This is a genomic window from Methanoregula sp. (genome assembly GCA_041645435.1).
Taxonomy (GTDB): domain Archaea; phylum Halobacteriota; class Methanomicrobia; order Methanomicrobiales; family Methanospirillaceae; genus Methanoregula.
On sequence record JBAZQB010000001.1, the window covers coordinates 26,580 to 44,120 of the forward strand.

Annotated in this window: 23 protein-coding genes and 2 tRNA genes; 20 read left to right on the top strand and 5 right to left on the bottom strand. The window is 53.9% G+C overall.

The features are described from left to right. The first annotated feature begins 32 nt into the window (after positions 1-32). Complete coding sequence (locus WC593_00140) at positions 33-1,442, top strand: NAD(P)H-hydrate dehydratase (GenBank protein MFA4823545.1); 1,410 nt, start codon at positions 33-35, stop codon at positions 1,440-1,442. A 4-nt stretch (positions 1,443-1,446) separates the two neighbouring features. Beyond that, positions 1,447-1,914 carry a cyclic pyranopterin monophosphate synthase MoaC gene (gene moaC / locus WC593_00145; protein ID MFA4823546.1) on the top strand — a complete coding sequence of 156 codons (468 nt, stop codon included), beginning with the start codon at positions 1,447-1,449 and terminating at the stop codon, positions 1,912-1,914. Between the two features lie 153 nt (positions 1,915-2,067). Here the strand turns inward: moaC and WC593_00150 are convergent, their stop codons facing one another. Beyond that, positions 2,068-2,277, bottom strand: a complete 210-nt coding sequence (locus WC593_00150) for a hypothetical protein (GenBank protein MFA4823547.1) — start codon at positions 2,275-2,277, stop codon at positions 2,068-2,070. Between the two features lie 121 nt (positions 2,278-2,398). On the opposite strand from WC593_00150, the gene WC593_00155 reads away from it, so the two are divergent. The 12 genes from WC593_00155 (at position 2,399) to WC593_00210 (ending at position 8,484) form a co-directional block, all read left to right on the top strand. Then, positions 2,399-2,674, top strand: a complete 276-nt coding sequence (locus tag WC593_00155) for a hypothetical protein (protein MFA4823548.1) — start codon at positions 2,399-2,401, stop codon at positions 2,672-2,674. Continuing rightward, on the top strand, positions 2,634-2,900 hold the full coding sequence (locus tag WC593_00160) for a hypothetical protein (GenBank protein ID MFA4823549.1): 267 nt from the start codon (positions 2,634-2,636) through the stop codon (positions 2,898-2,900). The genes WC593_00155 and WC593_00160 overlap by 41 nt, the downstream gene beginning before the upstream one ends. Positions 2,901-3,240: 340 nt before the next feature. After that, on the top strand, positions 3,241-3,831 hold the full coding sequence (locus tag WC593_00165; GenBank protein MFA4823550.1) for a 50S ribosomal protein L15e: 591 nt from the start codon (positions 3,241-3,243) through the stop codon (positions 3,829-3,831). A 31-nt stretch (positions 3,832-3,862) separates the two neighbouring features. Then, complete coding sequence (locus WC593_00170; protein ID MFA4823551.1) at positions 3,863-4,507, top strand: RNase P subunit p30 family protein; 645 nt, start codon at positions 3,863-3,865, stop codon at positions 4,505-4,507. Beyond that, positions 4,504-5,067, top strand: a complete 564-nt coding sequence (locus WC593_00175; GenBank protein MFA4823552.1) for an Rpp14/Pop5 family protein — start codon at positions 4,504-4,506, stop codon at positions 5,065-5,067. Before WC593_00170 ends, WC593_00175 begins: the two co-directional genes overlap by 4 nt. Then, positions 5,039-5,761, top strand: coding sequence for an archaeal proteasome endopeptidase complex subunit alpha (gene psmA / locus WC593_00180; protein ID MFA4823553.1), 723 nt, complete (start codon positions 5,039-5,041; stop codon positions 5,759-5,761). Before WC593_00175 ends, psmA begins: the two co-directional genes overlap by 29 nt. 15 nt (positions 5,762-5,776) lie before the next feature. After that, positions 5,777-6,481 carry a ribosome assembly factor SBDS gene (locus WC593_00185; GenBank protein MFA4823554.1) on the top strand — a complete coding sequence of 235 codons (705 nt, stop codon included), beginning with the start codon at positions 5,777-5,779 and terminating at the stop codon, positions 6,479-6,481. Between the two features lie 43 nt (positions 6,482-6,524). Beyond that, positions 6,525-6,821, top strand: a complete 297-nt coding sequence (locus WC593_00190) for a 50S ribosomal protein L37ae (GenBank protein MFA4823555.1) — start codon at positions 6,525-6,527, stop codon at positions 6,819-6,821. Positions 6,822-6,832: 11 nt separating this feature from the next. Further along, entirely contained in the window at positions 6,833-6,967 is a 135-nt protein-coding gene (locus tag WC593_00195; GenBank protein MFA4823556.1) for a DNA-directed RNA polymerase subunit P, read from the top strand. 80 nt (positions 6,968-7,047) lie between these two features. After that, positions 7,048-7,293, top strand: coding sequence for a KEOPS complex subunit Pcc1 (locus WC593_00200; protein MFA4823557.1), 246 nt, complete (start codon positions 7,048-7,050; stop codon positions 7,291-7,293). A 170-nt stretch (positions 7,294-7,463) separates the two neighbouring features. Then, on the top strand, positions 7,464-7,826 hold the full coding sequence (locus tag WC593_00205) for a prefoldin subunit beta (protein ID MFA4823558.1): 363 nt from the start codon (positions 7,464-7,466) through the stop codon (positions 7,824-7,826). A gap of 79 nt (positions 7,827-7,905) precedes the next feature. Beyond that, a complete protein-coding gene (locus WC593_00210; GenBank protein ID MFA4823559.1) occupies positions 7,906-8,484 on the top strand; it encodes an HD domain-containing protein in 579 nt (192 codons plus the stop codon). An 18-nt stretch (positions 8,485-8,502) separates the two neighbouring features. On the opposite strand, the gene WC593_00215 is transcribed toward WC593_00210, so the two are convergent. Further along, positions 8,503-10,020, bottom strand: a complete 1,518-nt coding sequence (locus tag WC593_00215) for a 2-isopropylmalate synthase (protein ID MFA4823560.1) — start codon at positions 10,018-10,020, stop codon at positions 8,503-8,505. 152 nt (positions 10,021-10,172) lie between these two features. Here WC593_00215 and WC593_00220 point away from each other — a divergent pair. Beyond that, positions 10,173-10,278 (top strand) — tRNA-Tyr (locus WC593_00220). Between the two features lie 16 nt (positions 10,279-10,294). Next, positions 10,295-10,367: transfer RNA gene (locus tag WC593_00225), tRNA-Asp, on the top strand. Positions 10,368-10,664: 297 nt separating this feature from the next. On the opposite strand, the gene WC593_00230 is transcribed toward WC593_00225, so the two are convergent. Then, positions 10,665-12,086: a cache domain-containing protein gene (locus tag WC593_00230; GenBank protein ID MFA4823561.1), complete on the bottom strand. Its 1,422-nt coding sequence runs from the start codon at positions 12,084-12,086 to the stop codon at positions 10,665-10,667. 151 nt (positions 12,087-12,237) lie between these two features. Here WC593_00230 and WC593_00235 point away from each other — a divergent pair, with 151 nt between their 5' ends. Then, positions 12,238-12,840 (top strand): cache domain-containing protein, encoded by a 603-nt coding sequence (locus tag WC593_00235; GenBank protein ID MFA4823562.1) that lies wholly within the window; start codon positions 12,238-12,240, stop codon positions 12,838-12,840. Positions 12,841-12,921: 81 nt separating this feature from the next. Here WC593_00235 and WC593_00240 read toward each other — a convergent pair whose 3' ends face one another. Together WC593_00240 and WC593_00245 are read right to left on the bottom strand one after the other, a co-directional pair. Next, on the bottom strand, positions 12,922-13,392 hold the full coding sequence (locus WC593_00240) for a YkgJ family cysteine cluster protein (GenBank protein ID MFA4823563.1): 471 nt from the start codon (positions 13,390-13,392) through the stop codon (positions 12,922-12,924). Between the two features lie 100 nt (positions 13,393-13,492). Then, positions 13,493-14,113 (bottom strand): hypothetical protein, encoded by a 621-nt coding sequence (locus WC593_00245; GenBank protein MFA4823564.1) that lies wholly within the window; start codon positions 14,111-14,113, stop codon positions 13,493-13,495. A 114-nt stretch (positions 14,114-14,227) separates the two neighbouring features. Between WC593_00245 and WC593_00250 the strand changes: the two genes are divergently transcribed. From WC593_00250 to WC593_00260, 3 genes are all read left to right on the top strand, one after another. Then, positions 14,228-14,677 carry a hypothetical protein gene (locus tag WC593_00250; protein ID MFA4823565.1) on the top strand — a complete coding sequence of 150 codons (450 nt, stop codon included), beginning with the start codon at positions 14,228-14,230 and terminating at the stop codon, positions 14,675-14,677. Between the two features lie 146 nt (positions 14,678-14,823). Then, positions 14,824-16,662: a zinc-ribbon domain-containing protein gene (locus tag WC593_00255; protein MFA4823566.1), complete on the top strand. Its 1,839-nt coding sequence runs from the start codon at positions 14,824-14,826 to the stop codon at positions 16,660-16,662. A gap of 54 nt (positions 16,663-16,716) precedes the next feature. Continuing rightward, positions 16,717-17,352 (top strand): PH domain-containing protein, encoded by a 636-nt coding sequence (locus tag WC593_00260; GenBank protein MFA4823567.1) that lies wholly within the window; start codon positions 16,717-16,719, stop codon positions 17,350-17,352. Positions 17,353-17,541 lie beyond the last annotated feature (189 nt).

Below are 17,541 nucleotides of genomic sequence, written 5' to 3' on the forward strand. Positions count from 1 at the left end.
CACATGAATTGTACGGGAAAAAGTGCAGGGATATGAGACCGTTTGCGATCGAAGGATATCCTGAGGTAGGGATCATCAGCCCTGCCCGGATGCGTGCGGTGGACAAAAATGCCATGGCGCTCGGGGTGACCGAGCTCCAGCTGATGGAGAGCGCCGGTCGGGCACTTGCGGATATGGTCCGTGCACCCTCGCCCGCACGGGTGCTCGTGCTCTGCGGGAGGGGCAATAATGGCGGTGACGGAATGGTTGCCGCACGGCACCTCCAGTATGGCGTGGATACCGATGTCTGCTATGTCGATTTCGGAAAACGAAGCGCAGCCTGCGGGCACCAGCTCAGCGCGCTGAAACGCTGTAATGTCGGGCTGCTCCCGTTCACCTGCCGGGATGACCTTGAGGCATTGCAATCGCAGTTTGCCATGGCCGATGTGATCATCGATGCACTGCTGGGCATCGGTGCATCCGGGGAACTCCAGGAACCGTTAAAGACCTGCGTGAAGATGGCAAATGCCTCGCGGGCGATGATTATTGCAGCAGACGTGCCGACACCGGGCATGCGGGCGGATCGCATCTGCGCCTTCCACCGGGCAAAGTGCGAAGGTTCAACAGTGGTCGATATCGGCATTCCGGTTGAAGCGGAGTGCTGTGTCGGGCCCGGCGATCTCACCCTCCTTCAGCCGCGTCACCGAAAGGCGCACAAGGGATTTGGCGGCGAAGTGCTGGTGATCGGTGGCGGGCCCTACCAGGGTGCCCCCTACCTTGCCGGGCTGGGAGCATTACGGGCGGGTGCCGATATTGTCCGGATTGCTTCGCCGGTCTTTGAACCGGTACCCGACCTGATCTATGAACGTCTCGATGGCAAGAAGATCGGTACGGAACATACCGGGCGCCTGATCGCCCTTGCAGAGCGTGCGAATGTGGTTGTCTGCGGGAACGGGCTCGGGACGGAGAGCCACGCGGTGGTAACCGCTATTGCCCCACACTGCAAGCGTGCGGTCTTTGATGCGGACGCCCTAAGGCTGCCTTTGCCTGTTGCGCAGGAAGAGACGATCTATACTCCCCATGCCGGTGAATTTGCCCGTATCACCGGAAAGACCCTGCCAATGGATACGATCGGGCGTGCCCGTGCAGCCCGGATTGCAGGGATTTCCGGGACCGTGCTGCTCAAGGGCCATATCGATGTGATCACCGATGGCACGCGGGTGCGGTTCAACCGGACCGGAAATCCCGCGATGACGGTGGGCGGGACGGGGGATGTGCTGGCGGGTATTGCCGGTGCCCTGCTCTGCCACCTGCCCGCGTTCGATGCCGCCTGCATTGCCGCGTACGTCAATGGCAGGGCAGGAGAACGGGTGGCAGCGGAACGCGGGAGCGGGATGCTGGCATCCGATCTCGTGGACCGGATACCGGCAGAATTATTCAAAAACAGCATGCAGGCAGAGTGAGTACATGGTCGAATTTACCCATATTCAGGACGATAAGGCACAGATGGTGGATATCAGCGGCAAGGGCGATGTGGTGCGGGAAGCAGTGGCGGCCGGTAAGATTTACTTGCGGCCGGCCACGCTGACCGCAATACGCGAGGGGATGGTCGTGAAAGGCAATGTGCTCTCGACTGCCCGTGTGGCAGCAACGCTCTCGGTGAAGAACACGCCCAACCTGATACCGATGTGCCATTCCATCCCCATAAGCGCGATTTCTGTTGATTTTACTGAGGGTGACGGGTTCATTGAGGCGATGGTGCGGGTGAAGTGTTTCGGTAAGACTGGTGTCGAGATGGAGGCCCTGACGGGCGTTTCGATCGCACTGCTCACTATCTGGGACATGGTGAAGTCGGCTGAGAAGGATGCGGATGGGCAGTATCCGGTGACCCGGATTGAGGATATCCGGGTGATTGAGAAGAAGAAGGGGAAGTGAAATTTCGGCTCTATAGAAATCATTTTTCCAGTTGTCCGGTTATTCTTTTAGGTCGCTTTAGATTTTTTATTAACCGTCTGTAAGTTATCGCTACATGGGGGATGCCCACGCGGCGGGGGTGAAGGCGCGAAGTCGCCGTAACCCCCAAGAGCGTCAAATCTTTTCAGGTTTTTTTATAAAAGCCGAATTTTTTTCAATAACTGGAATCAAAACTATCTCTCGATAGTCAAAGATGGGGGTTGAGACCCCCATGCCCCCGATCGCGATGAATGCCGCCGCCCCCGAAGGGGCGCCCCCGCGGCGGGTCAGGGACTTGTTATCCTTTTTAATTCGATATGATCCTTCCCTTAGCAAGGCTTCCATCACGCCCGTTCCCAATAAGATTCGAACGATTAGACTGGGGTAGCGAATCATAGTTTGAAGCACAGGTTAATTTCCCAAAAAGGACAAATGGTACATTCAGACCAAAAGGGAGAATATAACAATGGCAAAGAACTCCGAACCTCTCACCGAGAAAGTACTCGTTTCGACGGATACCAAACAAGCCCTGATGTCCATCAGGGAGCCGGGGGAACGGTACGGGGATGTGATCGGCCGGGTGTTGCAGGAGCGGAAGCGTCATGACTTCATTGCACACCTGGACAAGATTGCCGAAGAAGGAGATTTCGTCCCGCTCGACAGCGATCCCGAATACGCGAGCCTGAAAAAAGAGATGCGCCGTGAGAGTAAACATCGACAAGCGGGCGCTGCAGTACATTAACGGCCTGCCGGAAAAGGATCGCAGGATTGTCAAGCAGCATCTGCTGAAACTTGAAGATCCGTATACTGCCCCGGATGTGGAGTTGCTGCAGAACGGTCACTGCCGGATGCATATCGCCCATTCCTATACTGCGTTCTTCGATGTCCTGCCCGGGGGTATTGTCAACATTCTCGAAGTGATGACGATCGAGGAAGCGCATAAGCGGTACAAGCGGTTCGGGAAATAACCGGGGGGGGGGTAGGGTCAGTTCAAAATATTTTTAGGAGAAGGGGAGGTAGGCACCCTCACCTCTTTTTTTGGAGGGGGGGGTTACCTGTGAGCAAAATGGGGAACCCTACCCCCTTTTCATTATGGAGTTTGAAATTCAACGAATCCAAAAATCCAAAAAATTTCATGAGCATATTTTTTTGTTGAACTGATCCATTTTGTATCGGACTGTAATATCATAGATGGCCCGGATGCCACAGCTCTTTAATATCCGTCCACCCTATCTATACAGGCATACGGGATCCGTCCCGGTGAAAAGGAATGTAGCTCAGCAATGAGCCGAACCTTAGGTGATTACCATGGTAAAATCGATGTACGCCTTCGTCAGGGAGGCATGGAAAGTACCCGCAAAGAGCGGAGTGAAAGAACTCCTCTGGAACCGCATGCAGGAATGGCGCCGTGAAGGCAGCGTTGTCCGCGTCGAACGCCCGACCCGTATCGACCGGGCACGCACCCTTGGCTACAAGGCCAAGCAGGGCATTGCCGTCTGCCGTGTCCAGGTCCGCCGCGGTGGCCGCCGGGTATCCCGGTATGTCCGTGCACGCCGCACAGCAGCGATGGGCAAGAACAGCAAGACAATGGGCAAGAGCATCCAGCGTATTGCCGAAGAGCGCGCGTCCAAGAAATTCCCCAACATGGAAGTGCTCAACTCCTACTGGGTTGGACAGGACGGGAAGCTCAAATACTACGAAGTCATCATGGTTGACGGTCACCACCCCTCGATCAGGGCCGACAAGAACCTTGCATGGATGGCCAACGCCACCCACCGCGGTCGTGCAGAGCGCGGAAAGACCTCAGCAGGTCGCAAGGGTCGCGGTATGAGAGAGAAGGGTATCGGAACCGAAAAGACCCGCCCGAGCATCCGTTCCCACGCGAACCAGGGCAAATAATCTTATCCTCTTTTTACGCAAAGGTATCTTCATGAAGATCACCGATGCCGCTGTATATCCGTACCCGCTCGGAGATGCATCGGTCCGCAGGTTAGCGCTCGAAGCTGCAGCGCTCGGATTTGACAGCATTATTGCAGCCGACGCTCCTTCCGGCACGTATGCAGGAGTTGAGGTGCGTTCAGGGCTTTTTATCCGGGATGTCCCGGTTAAGGATGTCATCTCGGCAGTGAAACGCTCGAAAGATCCCGGCATGGTGATCTCGGTCAATGCGGCAAACAACAGCTTCAACCGTGCAGTGATCGGCGTCAAAGGGGTACACATCCTGCGCGGTATCCAGTCCGCGGACAAAACTGCATTTGACCATGTTGCGGCAAAGATGGCGGCTGATAACCGGGTAGCGGTGGATATCGATCTCTCCCCCATCATTATGGGGCGGAGTGTCGCACGACAGCGGGCGATTCACCGGTATCTGGATATCTTGGTGCTGGAACAGCGCTTTGAGTTCCCGGTCACGCTGTCCACGCATGCCCGTTCCCTGCTCGATATGCGGAATGTCCGGGACATCGCCGGGCTCTGTAGTCTCATTGGCATGGATGTGCCGGATGTGGAACGTGCGCTTGCCGGTGTCGGGACGGTTCTGACACCTCCGGAACCGTCCGTCAGGGTGATTGCATGAGTCCCCGCCCGCCAACCCTGCGCGAGAAGCGCCGGTATATTCTTGCACGGATTGAACCTGCCGGAACCGTGCTTGAGCAGAAAGAGTTGTATTACGCTATATCGGATGCAACCACTTCGCTCTGGGGCGATGCGACTACGGCAATTATCACACCCGCGGTTGTTGCGCTTGAATACGGGCATGTGGTCATAAGGTGCCGACGGGGTACCGAACGGGAGCTGGCGATTGCCTTATCTACCGTCACTGCGTGCCGTGACGTGCGCATCTGCCTGCGTATCATCGCAGCATCCGGCACGATCGAGAGCCTGCGCTCACGGTTCCGCCCGAAAAAAATCCCTAAATCCAAAACGGATCCTGAAAAGACAGCAACAGGCACTGGTGCGGGTGAAGAACCTGATCTGTCCGAATGCAGTTTTGCAAAAAAGACCTTTCTTATCGTGCAGTGTAACGGTCAGAAGGTTGATGTGATTGAAAAGGGATTTAAAAATACAAACCGATTGTTCTTAACAAAAGATGATCTGGAGGATTTGAATGCAACCACAATATCAGACAGGATATGACCGGGCGATAACCGTTTTTTCCCCCGATGGCAGGCTCTACCAGGTGGAGTATGCCCGTGAAGCAGTGAAAAGGGGTACCACTGCGGTAGGTATCAAGGCAAAGGACGGCGTTGTCCTGATTGTTGACAAGCGGGTGAGCTCCAGGCTCCTTGAAGCGTCATCGATCGAGAAGATCTTCAAGATCGATGAGCACATCGGGGTTGCCTCTTCCGGCCTTGTCGGGGATGCACGTGCCCTTGTCGACCGGGCACGGGTCGAGTGCCAGATCAACCGCGTGTCCTACGATGAACCCATCGAAGTTGAAGCGCTCTCCAAGAAACTCTGCGATCACATGCAGACGCTCACGCAGTACGGCGGTATCCGCCCGTACGGTACAGCCCTGCTCATTGCGGGTGTGAGCGACGGCGACTGTCGCCTTTTCGAGACAGACCCCTCCGGCACCCTGCTCGAGTACAAGGCAACGGGAATCGGTATCGGCCGCCCGGCTGCCATGAAAGTCTTTGAGGAGGAATACAAACCTGAAATCGAGATCAAGGACGCGATCCTTCTGGGCTTAAAGGCACTCCACTCCGCAACCGAAGGCAAGTTCGATATGGATACCGTTGAGATCGGTGTCACCGGGCGAGAGACTCCCATATTTAAGAAGATGAGCCGGGAAGAAGTCGCCGTGTATGTTGAACAGTTCAAACAGTGATCAGTCTGACCTGACATGATACCGCTCGAAAAGTCCACCGTTGCGCGTCTCGAGAGTTTCGGGGAGCGCTTCGAAATTCTCGTTGATCCCGACAAGGCTGCGTTAGTGAGGCAGGGCCAGGCTATTGACATTGAGGATGTAGTCGCGGCCCTCAATGTGTTCAGCAATACCTCCAAGGCAACCCGTGCTCCGGATGAGGCACTCATAAAAGTCTTCCACACAACGGATTTTGCGACAATTGCGCGCCGTATCATAGAGAAAGGTGAGATCCATCTCACGTCTGAGCAGCGCAAACATATGATTGAGGAGAAGCGCCGCCAGGTGGTAAACTTTATTGCGCGCAATGCCGTCAACCCGCAGACCGGCCACCCGCATCCCCCGCACAGGATCGAGATGGCAATGGAAGAGGCGCGCGTAAACATTGACCCGTTCAAACATCTCGATGAACAGGTCAAAGAAACGGTAAAGGCGCTGCGCCCGATCCTGCCAATACGGTTCGAGGAACTCCGGCTTGCCATCAGGATTCCTGCGGATTTTGCGGCAAAAGCCTATGGTGATATTGCGGCCGGGTCCATCATGGAAAAGGACGAGTGGCAGAAGGACGGCTCCTGGGTATGCGTAGTGCGCATTCCTGCCGGGATCCAGAGCGATTTCTATGATCTCATCAATAAACTCTCCAAAGGCGAGGGTCAGGTGAAGATCCTCAATCAAGTATATTAATTCAGACGACAAATACAACAAGACAGATCGGGGAATCTCCATTATGGCAAGCTCCACACATAAAGCAAAAGGAAAAGTGACAAGAAGTGCCGGACGTTTTGGGTGCCGGTACGGTAGATTTGTACGAAAGCGAGTAGCAGATATTGAAGCTGTTTCACGAGCACTTCACACCTGTCCGAAATGTGACATGCTGTCTGTCCAGCGCCGGGGAACTGGTATCTGGGAATGCCGCAAGTGCGGGTTCAAGTTTGCCGGCGGGTCATACGTGCCGCAGACGCCGGCTATGAAGATTGCCAAGCGTGCAATCGACAGAACCGTTGAAGAACACAGGATAAAATAAACGGATCGATTATGGCAAGTTCCTACAAATGTGCACGGTGCAAGCAGAAAGTTGAGATCGACGTCAACGTACGGTGCCCATACTGTGGACACCGTATTCTTTTTAAGGAACGTGGCGCAGCGATCAAAGAAATGAAAGCCAGGTAATCACTGCGCAATCAGGCAATCTGCCTGAACCCCCATACTTTATCTTCTTTTTTACCCTACTGGACAGAGGGATTCTTTGTATGCCACACCATGAAGCGATCTTCCGGTTTTCAACGGAACATGCCGCTGCCATCTATACAGCACTCTTACCGGAACTTGCCGATGAGGTCAACCCGCGTTCAAAGACGAGCTGCCGGCTGGAAGGCGATACCGTGCTCATACTTACCATTGAAGCAGAAGATATTCCGGCCCTGCGGGCAGCTCTCAATATGGCATTGCGCCTTGTCAATGTAGCCGATGAGATGCAGCAGATCGCGGTAAAATAAATCCGTTCCTGCACGTTTTGGGTGGTGACGGCAGCATGTTTTTCAGCTTCATGTGCCATTCTTTATGCCGTCCGAGGTTCAACACTACCGACAGCAGGTGAAGTATTCTGCTTTGCCCGGCGCAATCCTGAAATACCTTTAACGGGCAGAAATGTAGAGGGAGAACGATCATGAACAATATATCACCCAAAGTACAGAACCAGCTGGGCATGCTCCAGCAAATCCAGCAACAGCTCCAGACCATCCTCCAGCAGAAAGCCCAGTACGAGATGGCTGTCCGCGAAGCCAAGCGTGCGCAGGAAGAGATCAGCGATGCAGCTGAGGATGCAGTCATGTATATGAGTGTCGGCACTGTCATGATGCAGAAGAAGAAAGATGTTGTCAATGCCAAGCTTACCGAGAAGGTAGAGACTCTCGAGCTGCGTATCAAATCCCTAGAAAAACAGGAAAAGATGCTGGCGGGCAAGTTTGAGCAGATGCAGGCCCAGATCAAGGCAGCGCTCGAAAGCAAGGGTTCTCCTTCAGCCGCATAATCAACTCTCTTTTTTTATCTTTGCAAAGTACGCTGTTGGTTCCGGCAGCTTTTTTGTATCCGGGCGCAAAAGAGCATGTATGGATATGGCTCCAGCAGCCCGGCAGTTTTTTTCAATCAAATCTGCCGCAGACCATGCTTCCCGTGCGCATAAAGGGCAGTGCCGGAAAGACCGGAGGACCCCGTACATCGTCCACCCTGCCCGGGTAGCGGGGTACGTGAGTATGTTTGGCGGCTCTCACGTGGCGATCATCTCTGCGTGGCTTCACGATGTCTATGAGGATTGTACGCCGGAATGGATCTCCCTGACGGATTCTTTTATTTTAGCCCTGCCTCTGCCGGAAGATGAACAGCAGGATATTGCTGCCATTGTCGATGCCCTGACAAAAAAGAATACAATCGCCGGAAAATCCGCCCGCCTTTCCGACAGCATAGGGAGGATTCTTGACGCCCCGCCCGAAGCCACGCTGGTCAAGATCTGTGACCGGATCGATAATTTCCTGGATACAGCCTGTCGCGACGGGCAGGTAAGGAAACGCTATCTCGTGTCAACGGATGAGATCATCGACCGGCTCTCTGTGCGTGCAGATTTTTACGGGCACGAAAAAGCAATGCATACGCTCAAAGAGATCCGGTACGCCTCGCCAAAAAAGGATTAAATGAAAATGGGTAAAGAATTATTTCCGGCTGGTCAGGTTGATCGCATTGACCAGCGCCTCTACGGATGAGAGAACGATATCGTCCCCGCTTCCGCTGGCATCGAAAATCTTCCCGTGTTCGTCTTCTACGGCAATGGTGACGTGGCACATCGAGTCCGAACCCCCGGCAATCGCTTCGATGTTGAACTCTTTTAACTGGACCCGCGCCGGCACGATCCCGAAGATCGCGTTCAGGGCGGCATCAACCGGACCATTACCCACGGCAGAAAAGACATGCTCTTTGCCGTTTACCATCGCCTTTACACTCGCCGTGGGGATCATGTGATTGCCGGTCATGATCGCGATGTCCATTAAGTCGAACATCTTGTGGTCCAGTTTGATCTCCATCACGGTCTGGGCAATCTCGTAGAGATCGGCATCGGTCACCCGTTTTCCCTTGCTGGCGATTGCCTTGACTTTCTCGACAATGGCATCCAGCTGTTTCTCATCCGGATTGATCCGGACCTCGGAGAGCATCTGGTTCACCGCGTGCCTGCCGACATGTTTTCCAAGGGTCAGCCTGCGCCGGTGCCCGACCATCTCCGGAGTCATGATGCCGGGTTCGAAGGTTGCGGTATTTTTCATGACGCCATGCGAGTGTATGCCGCTTTCGTGGGAGAAGACATTCTCGCCAACAACCGGCTGGGTTGGCGGTATCGCGATGCCACTGAACCGGGATACGAGGCGCGAGGTCTCTACGAGCCGTTCCTTTCTGATACCGGTATTAATCTTGTAGATTGACTCCATGATCATGGTAGTCTGCGCAAGATCGGCATTACCTGCCCGCTCGCCCAGCCCGTTCACGGTAACCTGTACCTGCGAAGCACCGGCTTCGACTGCGGCAATGGTGTTTGCCACGGCAAGGCCGAAATCATTGTGACAGTGCACGTCGATCGGGCAATCCACATCCCGGTGTATCCGGGCGATGAGCGTCTTCATTCCTGAAGGTGAGATGACGCCTACGGTATCCGGTACATTGATGATGGTAGCACCGGCATCAGCAGCGGTCCGGAAGACTTCGATAAGATAGTCCCAGTCCGTCCGTGTCGCATCCATCGCCGAGAACATGCACTTGTCCGTATGCTCACGGATATAGCCGATAATATCGGCTGTTATGGCGAGCACTTCTTCCCGGCTCTTGTTGATCGTGTTCTCCCGCTGGATATCCGATGTCGGGATGAATACGTGCACCATGTCGACATCGCAGTCAAGACAGGCATCAACGTCTGCTTTGACCGATCGTGCGAGTCCGCAGATGGTGGCCCCGAGATCGAGCTTTTTGATAGCGGCCACCGTCTCTTTCTCGGCTTTTGACGATGCAGGAAATCCTGCCTCTATCGCGTGAACACCGATGTCAGAGAGCTGACGTGCGATCTGGAGTTTCTGTTCAAAAGTGAACGCAATTCCCGGGGTCTGTTCTCCATCCCGGAGCGTAGTGTCGAATACGGTCACGTCTTTCTTCGCTGAGCTAGCGGAGAAGATGACGATCCCCCGCAAAATCCTTGCGAGTAGCCATGCCTCTTTATTCGCATGCGGATTATTTAAAGGAAATCTCGATTCTGGAAAAACCGGCAGCAATTTCGCCGCAAATCCGATACGAATAGCGATATGTTTAATACTGATTTATCCCTACATTAATAGCGCAGTGCCCCGCCTTAACTCAGCCTGGTAGAGTGCGCGGCTGTAGATTGGTTTACCGTTATAGGTAACTGCGCGGCTACCGCGATGTCCCCGGTTCGAATCTGGGAGGCGGGATTTACTGTATCAATGTGCCCAGGTAGTGTAGTGGCCTATCATGATTGCCTGTCACGCAATCGACTCGGATTCGAATTCCGACCTGGGCGTCACTACGATTTTTTTCTTTTTGTTGTTTTTCCCTGAATAGTTCCTGCCCCCGGAAGCACAATGTATTTGGTTTTCGATTGGGGTAAATGACTAATCACCCCTAATGGAAAAATGTTGAAGTGGGTAGGGGGTACCTCCCTCATTAGCAATCCGGGAACGGATCGAACGGATGTATGTACCTTCGGATTACAGGAAATTCATCCGATTTAATGAAAGATAATCGGCTGGCCGGAATTATCCGGCATCACTCATTCCGGAACCTTTAGCAGGAAAAAAAGATGTGGGGTGTTGAACCTTCACTTCACCTGCACGCCATAGACCCCGCTGCCGATCCACCACGTGTCATCCACCGGTTTCATGTACACCAGTTTCGGCACCGATGCGGTGTGGTTAGCCGCTGTGTCCGGGAACATCGCGTGGGAGAACCCGGTCCCGTTGTGGATGGCATTGATGCCGACAACCGTTGTCTTTGCACCATACGGGTCTGTGTAGTCCAAGTAGTTGTATCCTATCCCATCCTTCCAGAACGGATCGGCAAGGATGGTCCCGTCAAAGGTCTCTGCCCAGACAAAGAGATCGTTGTTCACAAACTGTCCCTTTGGGTTGTTGATCTCTGCAAGGGTCTTTTCCTTGCCGTTCAGCTGTGCGTAAGTTACGGCACGGTCAACAAGATCGTACATCTCGGTGCGGGTATGGTTCCGGACAACGATCCCCCGGAGATTTCCTTCCCGGAGCTGCTCATATCCGGGGATAATGATTCCGGAGAAGATCCAGTAGGAATTATCCACCGGCTCGGCGTAATCGATCTTGGGGGCATAGAATGTCCTGCCGTTTTTTGTCACTGCTGCAACCGTGTACGAGTACCCGCCGCCATTCCCTGCAAGGTCCCGCATCTCCCGTATCGTGGGGACGCCATCCGGGTCATGGTAGTTGATCAGGTTGATGCGGTTCTTTGCAGTGTCCGGGGAGAGGGAACTCGCGATCACCGTTCCATTGTAATCGACTGCCATTATTGAGAGTTCCCCGTCGGCAAACGGGCCGGATGGATCACTGAATGTGGTAAGTGCCTTCTCCTTCCCGTTTGCACGGGCATATGCCACAGCCTGTTTCACAAATCCCGTAAGATCCGCAACTGCGTATACCCGGGTAGCCGGTCCGATGGCCGCTGACGGGTATACCATACCGGATCCCGCGTAGGTACCTGCACCGACATAACAGGTCCCGTCCATATCGGAGACGACCGAGAGTTTCGATTCAACACGGTTGTTGTTCTTCGGGTTGGGGTAATCGTAACTGACATACCCGATGCCGTACCTGGCAGTCTCCGCGAGATTCCGGCCAATGGGGACGCCGAAACGGTCGGTCAGGTTACGGATATTGGTACCCACCAGCTCGTGATGGAATGGTTCGGCAAGTGCGGTGCCGTCATAGGCTTCGGAAAATACATAGACCTCGCCCTGCACGAACGGTCCGTTCGGATCATTGAACGCGGCAATTGCCTTCTCCTTTCCGTTCTCGCGGGCGTATGCTGCTGCGCGGTTCACAAGATTTGTCAGCTCTGCCGGGGTTGTTACCCCGGTCGATACCTTCAGCGTGGGAACAGCGGTTGGCGGAGGTGCCTGCCCGGATTCTTTTGAACCGACCGACTGACTGCATCCTGCTGAGACCATACATACGATAATCACGACCAGAACAGGAAGAAAACCCCCCAGCTTCATAACGAAAATTTCGACGGGTAACCAGTTAAATGCTGTCTCAGGTTCAAGGGGGGAAACAGTTGGGCTGTCCGGCTGGGTTTCATTCCCTGTTCCCACCGGCTGATGTCTGCGGTGTTTATCTGTATTTGTGTCTAACCTGTGTGACATAGCTATGAATCTGCGCACCTTCGTAATATCGGGCATTCTCATCATAATATTCCTGTTTTTTGCCGGCTGCACGCAGGGCCAGGTTCCGGCACTGGTACAGACCCCGGCCCCCTCAACTGGAGAAACGGCAGTCAAACCGGTATCACCGGCAGCGACTTCCTCCATTCCGCCGGTAACATCAAAGGAAGAGATGGTAGCGTTCGTCAAAGAGGCCGTTACTTACGCAAAACAGAACGGGAAGCAAAAAGCGCTCACGGAGTTTTCCGATCCTCATGGATCGTTTTTCCGTGGCGTACTGTACATTTATGCGTATGATATCAATGGCACAACGATTGCCCATCCGGTGAACCCGGAAAAGATCGGGATCAACCGCCTCAACGAGAAGGATGCGGAAGGCAACCTGTTCATCCGTGACCTCCGGCAGGCTGCCATCAACGGCACGGGTTTTGCCACGTACTATTACATCAACCCGACCCATAACAACGCGGTGGAGAAGAAACTCGGCTACGCAATGAGCGTCGATCCCACCTGGTGGCTCGGTTCCGGTATCTACCAGGGCCCTGCCGATACACCTATCAAAGATCCGGTAAATGAAAATCTCCGGTAAATGAAACCCCGTCTGCTGCCATTGTCACGACAACACCCCCGGGTAAATACTTCCCTCTTTGTCGTGCACGTGGACCTTCTGTTACTCCACCCGGTACCCTTTCTCCCTTAAGAACGCGGCAATCCACGGCTCAGCCTCCGCGTCTGCCTTCGGCCGTTTCCGTTCTATCTCTTCCCAAATCACCCGGAGCCCCGGGTCTTCGGTATGCATCCCCAGTGTACCCCGTACAGTACCCAGTAATATCCCCTGTTGATCCATCACCCGCATCACAACGCAGCGATAGAACTTGCACTGGGCCGGGCTGTCCCGGTGTATGGTGCAACGACAGAGTGCCCCGTCCGGCCGGAGAAACCGGCACGCTGCCGGGTGCTGGTCCGGAAACGTGTGATCCACAAACAGGTGTCGTTTATCCTCATCGATCTCGGCAATAAATGGTGAGCCGGTTGAGACCGATTCAGCCGCAAATGTAAATGGCCCGAGCTGCTGTTCGATCACAATATAGTCACCCAGGTACATGCAGCACGTGCCGCATTGCCGGCAGGTAAATACCATTCATCCCCTCGCACAGCTCAATAGGATGCGGAACTTAAAAAAAAGCGAGTCTGGAAGGTGAATACTAAAAAAACAGGACCGTCTTTACGATTAAAAAAAATTACTGGATCCTGGCTTCTGCCTTACGAACCACTTCCTTTAACGTCTCGTAATCCGTCGTTGTACCCCCCATGGTGATGGTTTCTATTACGTTCTTCTTTTTGAAAATTACCGTGTAAATGGCAAAATCCTGAAGATCCCCTCCCCGGATTTCACGGAAGGCGATGCTCTTGTCACCGATTGCGGGGAACGGGATCTCATACCTCGTTGAACCATTTTTCCCGGAAAGGATCCCTTCCGTCTCGACAGCATAGACCTTGACCATATTCTCAGGCGGATAGACGCTGATTGACTGATAAATGCCGGTCAGATCATCTTTTTCTCGGTTCATCCGGTAGAATGTTACCCGGTACCCCTGCCGCCAGCCAAGATCGCGGGCGAGCTGGGTAACTTCGCCATAGGTCATCACCGTACGGTCTTTGAGCAGGTAATCCGGAGGTACATCCGTTAACTGGAGTGCCATATCGCCCGGCGGTATGGTGGCACTTGTGGTCTCTGGTGTCGGAGTGGTTGCAGCCTGCGTTATCTGCTGGGGTGGAGATATCGGAGCCGGAGAGAGACAGCCTGCGGAAAGGATCGCCAGTTGCACGATAAGCATGAGTGCAATGAGCCGGATTTTCATATGGTACTCCATCACCGGGTGAATTTAATATCTTACCGGAACCTGCATGGATATCCCCTGGTGAGCACAAGCACTTTATTGACGGGAGCAGAAGATCATTATACGGTGAGTTGTTTGACAAAAACCAGCATTGCCATGCTTGACAAGGATCACCATATCCACCTGATCCCCGGTGAACGCGTACTCATGCTGAGCATTGAGCACTCGGCGATAAGAAAAGTCGAGAATGAACGGTTCGAGGTGGAGTGTTTCATAAAACTCTCCGTTGAAACGTTCCCTCATCCGCTTGAGGATGTTATCCGGTTCACATTCGCGTGCGCCAAGACGCCCGGCCAGCAGATGATGACCGAACTGACATTTGTCCAGAATCATATCATCAAGTTCATCTTCGACCAGGGCCTGTCTGGCGAACTCTGCGATTGTACTCCTGATGATCCTGAATCCCGGGAGTGCGGGATTACGATCTCCTCTGAAATCAAAAAGCATATGCTTGCTTCTAAGCAGTTTAGGGAAGCACTCGCCCGGCACGGCGCATTGCCGGACACGGTAATATTCTTAAAATAATTCCGTGACCGTGATTCCGGAATGGGTGCAGATGCAGGATCGGTGCATCTCTCCATTCAGCAGGAAAAACACGTAAATACTGATAAATATCTTTTTCTCGCAATACATACAATTTGGGAAAGAAGGCTGACGTATGGAGTGGTATCATGGGTGATCCAGAACTGCGCAGTGACGAGACGGTGCTCGTACGGACGCAGGATGTGTATGTCAAGTCGATCCCGTTTGAAGGTATTCTCACCAACAAACGGATTGTTCTGATCGACCGGACAAAAAACCACCTGCCGCTAAAAGAGATCCCGCTTGTCACGATCAAGGATGTTGAGGGAGGAGAGAATGCTATCCGTGATCCGGTTGTCACGATCACCGTGATCACAAGGACCGGTGAGACCCGGCAGATGGTTCTTACCTTCTCCCGCACGGCAGGAGGCAACCGGAACAAGGAACGGGACGAATGGGTAAAAACCCTTAAAGAGAATGTCTCCTCCTCGTTTGAACAGGTAGTTCGAAAAGGCACACCCGGGCTGGATCAGCCCCAGAGAAGACCCGGCCCCACCCCCCGGATTGACGTGGCACGATCTCCGGTTCAGCCGGCTGTCCCCCGTTCTTTGCCGAGAAAAGAAGCAGAAATGATCCAGCCAATTAAAAAGATCATCGAGAAAGCACCTTCAGCAACTCCGGCAGCAGCAAAAGTGTCTGATGTACCAGCACAAGGATATGGCACGTTCTGCAGCCGGTGTGGGAACAAGGTCCCGGAGGGTTCCGGGTTTTGTAACCGCTGCGGATCTTCGATCATCCCGCCCGGCAGTACAGTCCCTGCGGTACCTGCTGCTCCCCAACGATATGTCCCCCCTGAACCTCCGGAGCAGAAACGCGCATCCCGTCCCCCATCCCCCCAGTATGAAAGACCCTTAGAACCCGTTGCGACTCCCCCTCCCGCACCTGCGGCTGCCGATTACCGGACGCCGGCGCAACGCCCGGGCGAACGGGAAATTCCGGTTGCTGAACCTCAGAATGAACGCTCACCGGTGGAGATGCCTGCTGCTCCCCAGAGTGTTCCTCCTGAACCTCCGGTGCAGGAACCTGCACCCCGTCCCCCCTCCCCTCTGTATGAAATACCCCCGGAACCCGTATTTACTCCCCCTCCCGCACCTGCGGTAACCGCACCTCAGCAGAAACCGGTAAAAAAGCGCCTGATACCCCGGTTATTCTCGCCAAAAGAGCTGTCTGCAACTCCGCTCAACCCGGCATCGATGCCCACGGCAGTACCCCCTGCCCCCAAAAAACCGCGTCGGACAATCCGTATGCCCGGCAAAAAAGTATTCATAGCAATTGGCGTGATTATTCTCCTGATCGTGATAGCGGTGGCAGGCGTGGTATTCGTTTACCCGATGATTTCCGGCAGCGAATCACCCATCCCCGGTTCCGCAACGCAAACACCTGCAACCACATCCACTCCTGCGCCCTCATCTCCATCTGCATCTTCCGGGGCAAGTGTTACCCCCCGGGTAACTACCGCAGCGAGTGCACCGGCTACCAATGTTTATGCTCATGTCAGTTACATCGGAAGCTGGAAAGGGACCTATGGAATGCCCTCGGCATTGCAGACCGTTACCAGTTCCGGTGACAAGTTTTTGGAAATTGAGAATGCGACCGGTCCTGTTGAAGTGACCATGGAAAAGCTGGACGGTTCTACCCGACACGAACTCGTTGTCGAGATCACCAAGAATGGTGGGGTGCTGACAAGCAGTAAAACCAGTGAAGGTTATGGTAAAGTGAAGGTGTCTGCCGATGTGACGACGGGTGTGGCACAAGCGCCCCAGACCGGGGTCGGTACCCCGGCTGCAACTGCAGCACCAGCACCTGGTACAGCTACCACTCCCGCAGTGAGTGCCACTACGGTTACAACAACTTCTGCTCCTGTCACCAATGTCACGACCGTGAGCACAACCACACCGGTGACGAATACCACAACTTCATCATCATAACCTTTTTCCGATACATTTTTTCATTTCTGGAAAGACATACACGTACGATTACGTATGGATCAAGAAACCCACTTTCCCCTGAGTACCCCGTTCAAGCCTGCCCCGGCGCTGGTCACCTGGTTTATTATTGATTTTGCCCTTTTTGGGGTCTTTATCCTTGCATTCACGGTATTTCCCCTTCTCCTTGCATCGCCGGATGCACTGTTCGCCGTGTTCCTCTTAATCTGTATCATGGTAGTGTTCGGGCTCTTTGCCTACTGGGTGAAGCTGTATTATGAGAGCATGTGGTATGAGCTCCATGACGATGAGATGCGGTGGAAGCGCGGTGTCTGGTTCCGCACTACGGGTATCGTACCGTATAACCGGATAACGAACCTGGATCTCAAGCAGGGCCCGGTGATGCGCTGGCTCAACATATCCACGCTCTCTATCCAGACTGCCGGCTATTCCGGTCAGGCAGTTCCTGAGATACGGATCGAAGCGATCGAGCATGCAGAGGAACTTCGCGAGCTGGTCCGCAGCCTGGTGCGGCAGTCAGGTTCCGGTGTCCAGTCAGATGGTACCGGAACAAATGTACCGGTTCCGTTACCTGCCGGTGTTCAGCAAGCAACGGGTTCTATGAGCACCAACCTGCTGATGCTCGATGAGCTCAAGAAGATCCGCTTCCTTCTGGAACAGCAGAACAAATAAAAGAGGATTTTTTTAATTTTTTCAGGGTCTGTTAAAATCCTCATTTCCTTTATTCACCTGGTCCTCTGTGGCAGTTAGGATTGTGACCCCCTCTCTCCCCCAAAGGGGGAAGCAGCCCAAGGGGAGCATCCCTTGACCCCCCCTTATCAGAGTTCTTCTTCAACCCTCTGAGGGAACATCGCAATTGGG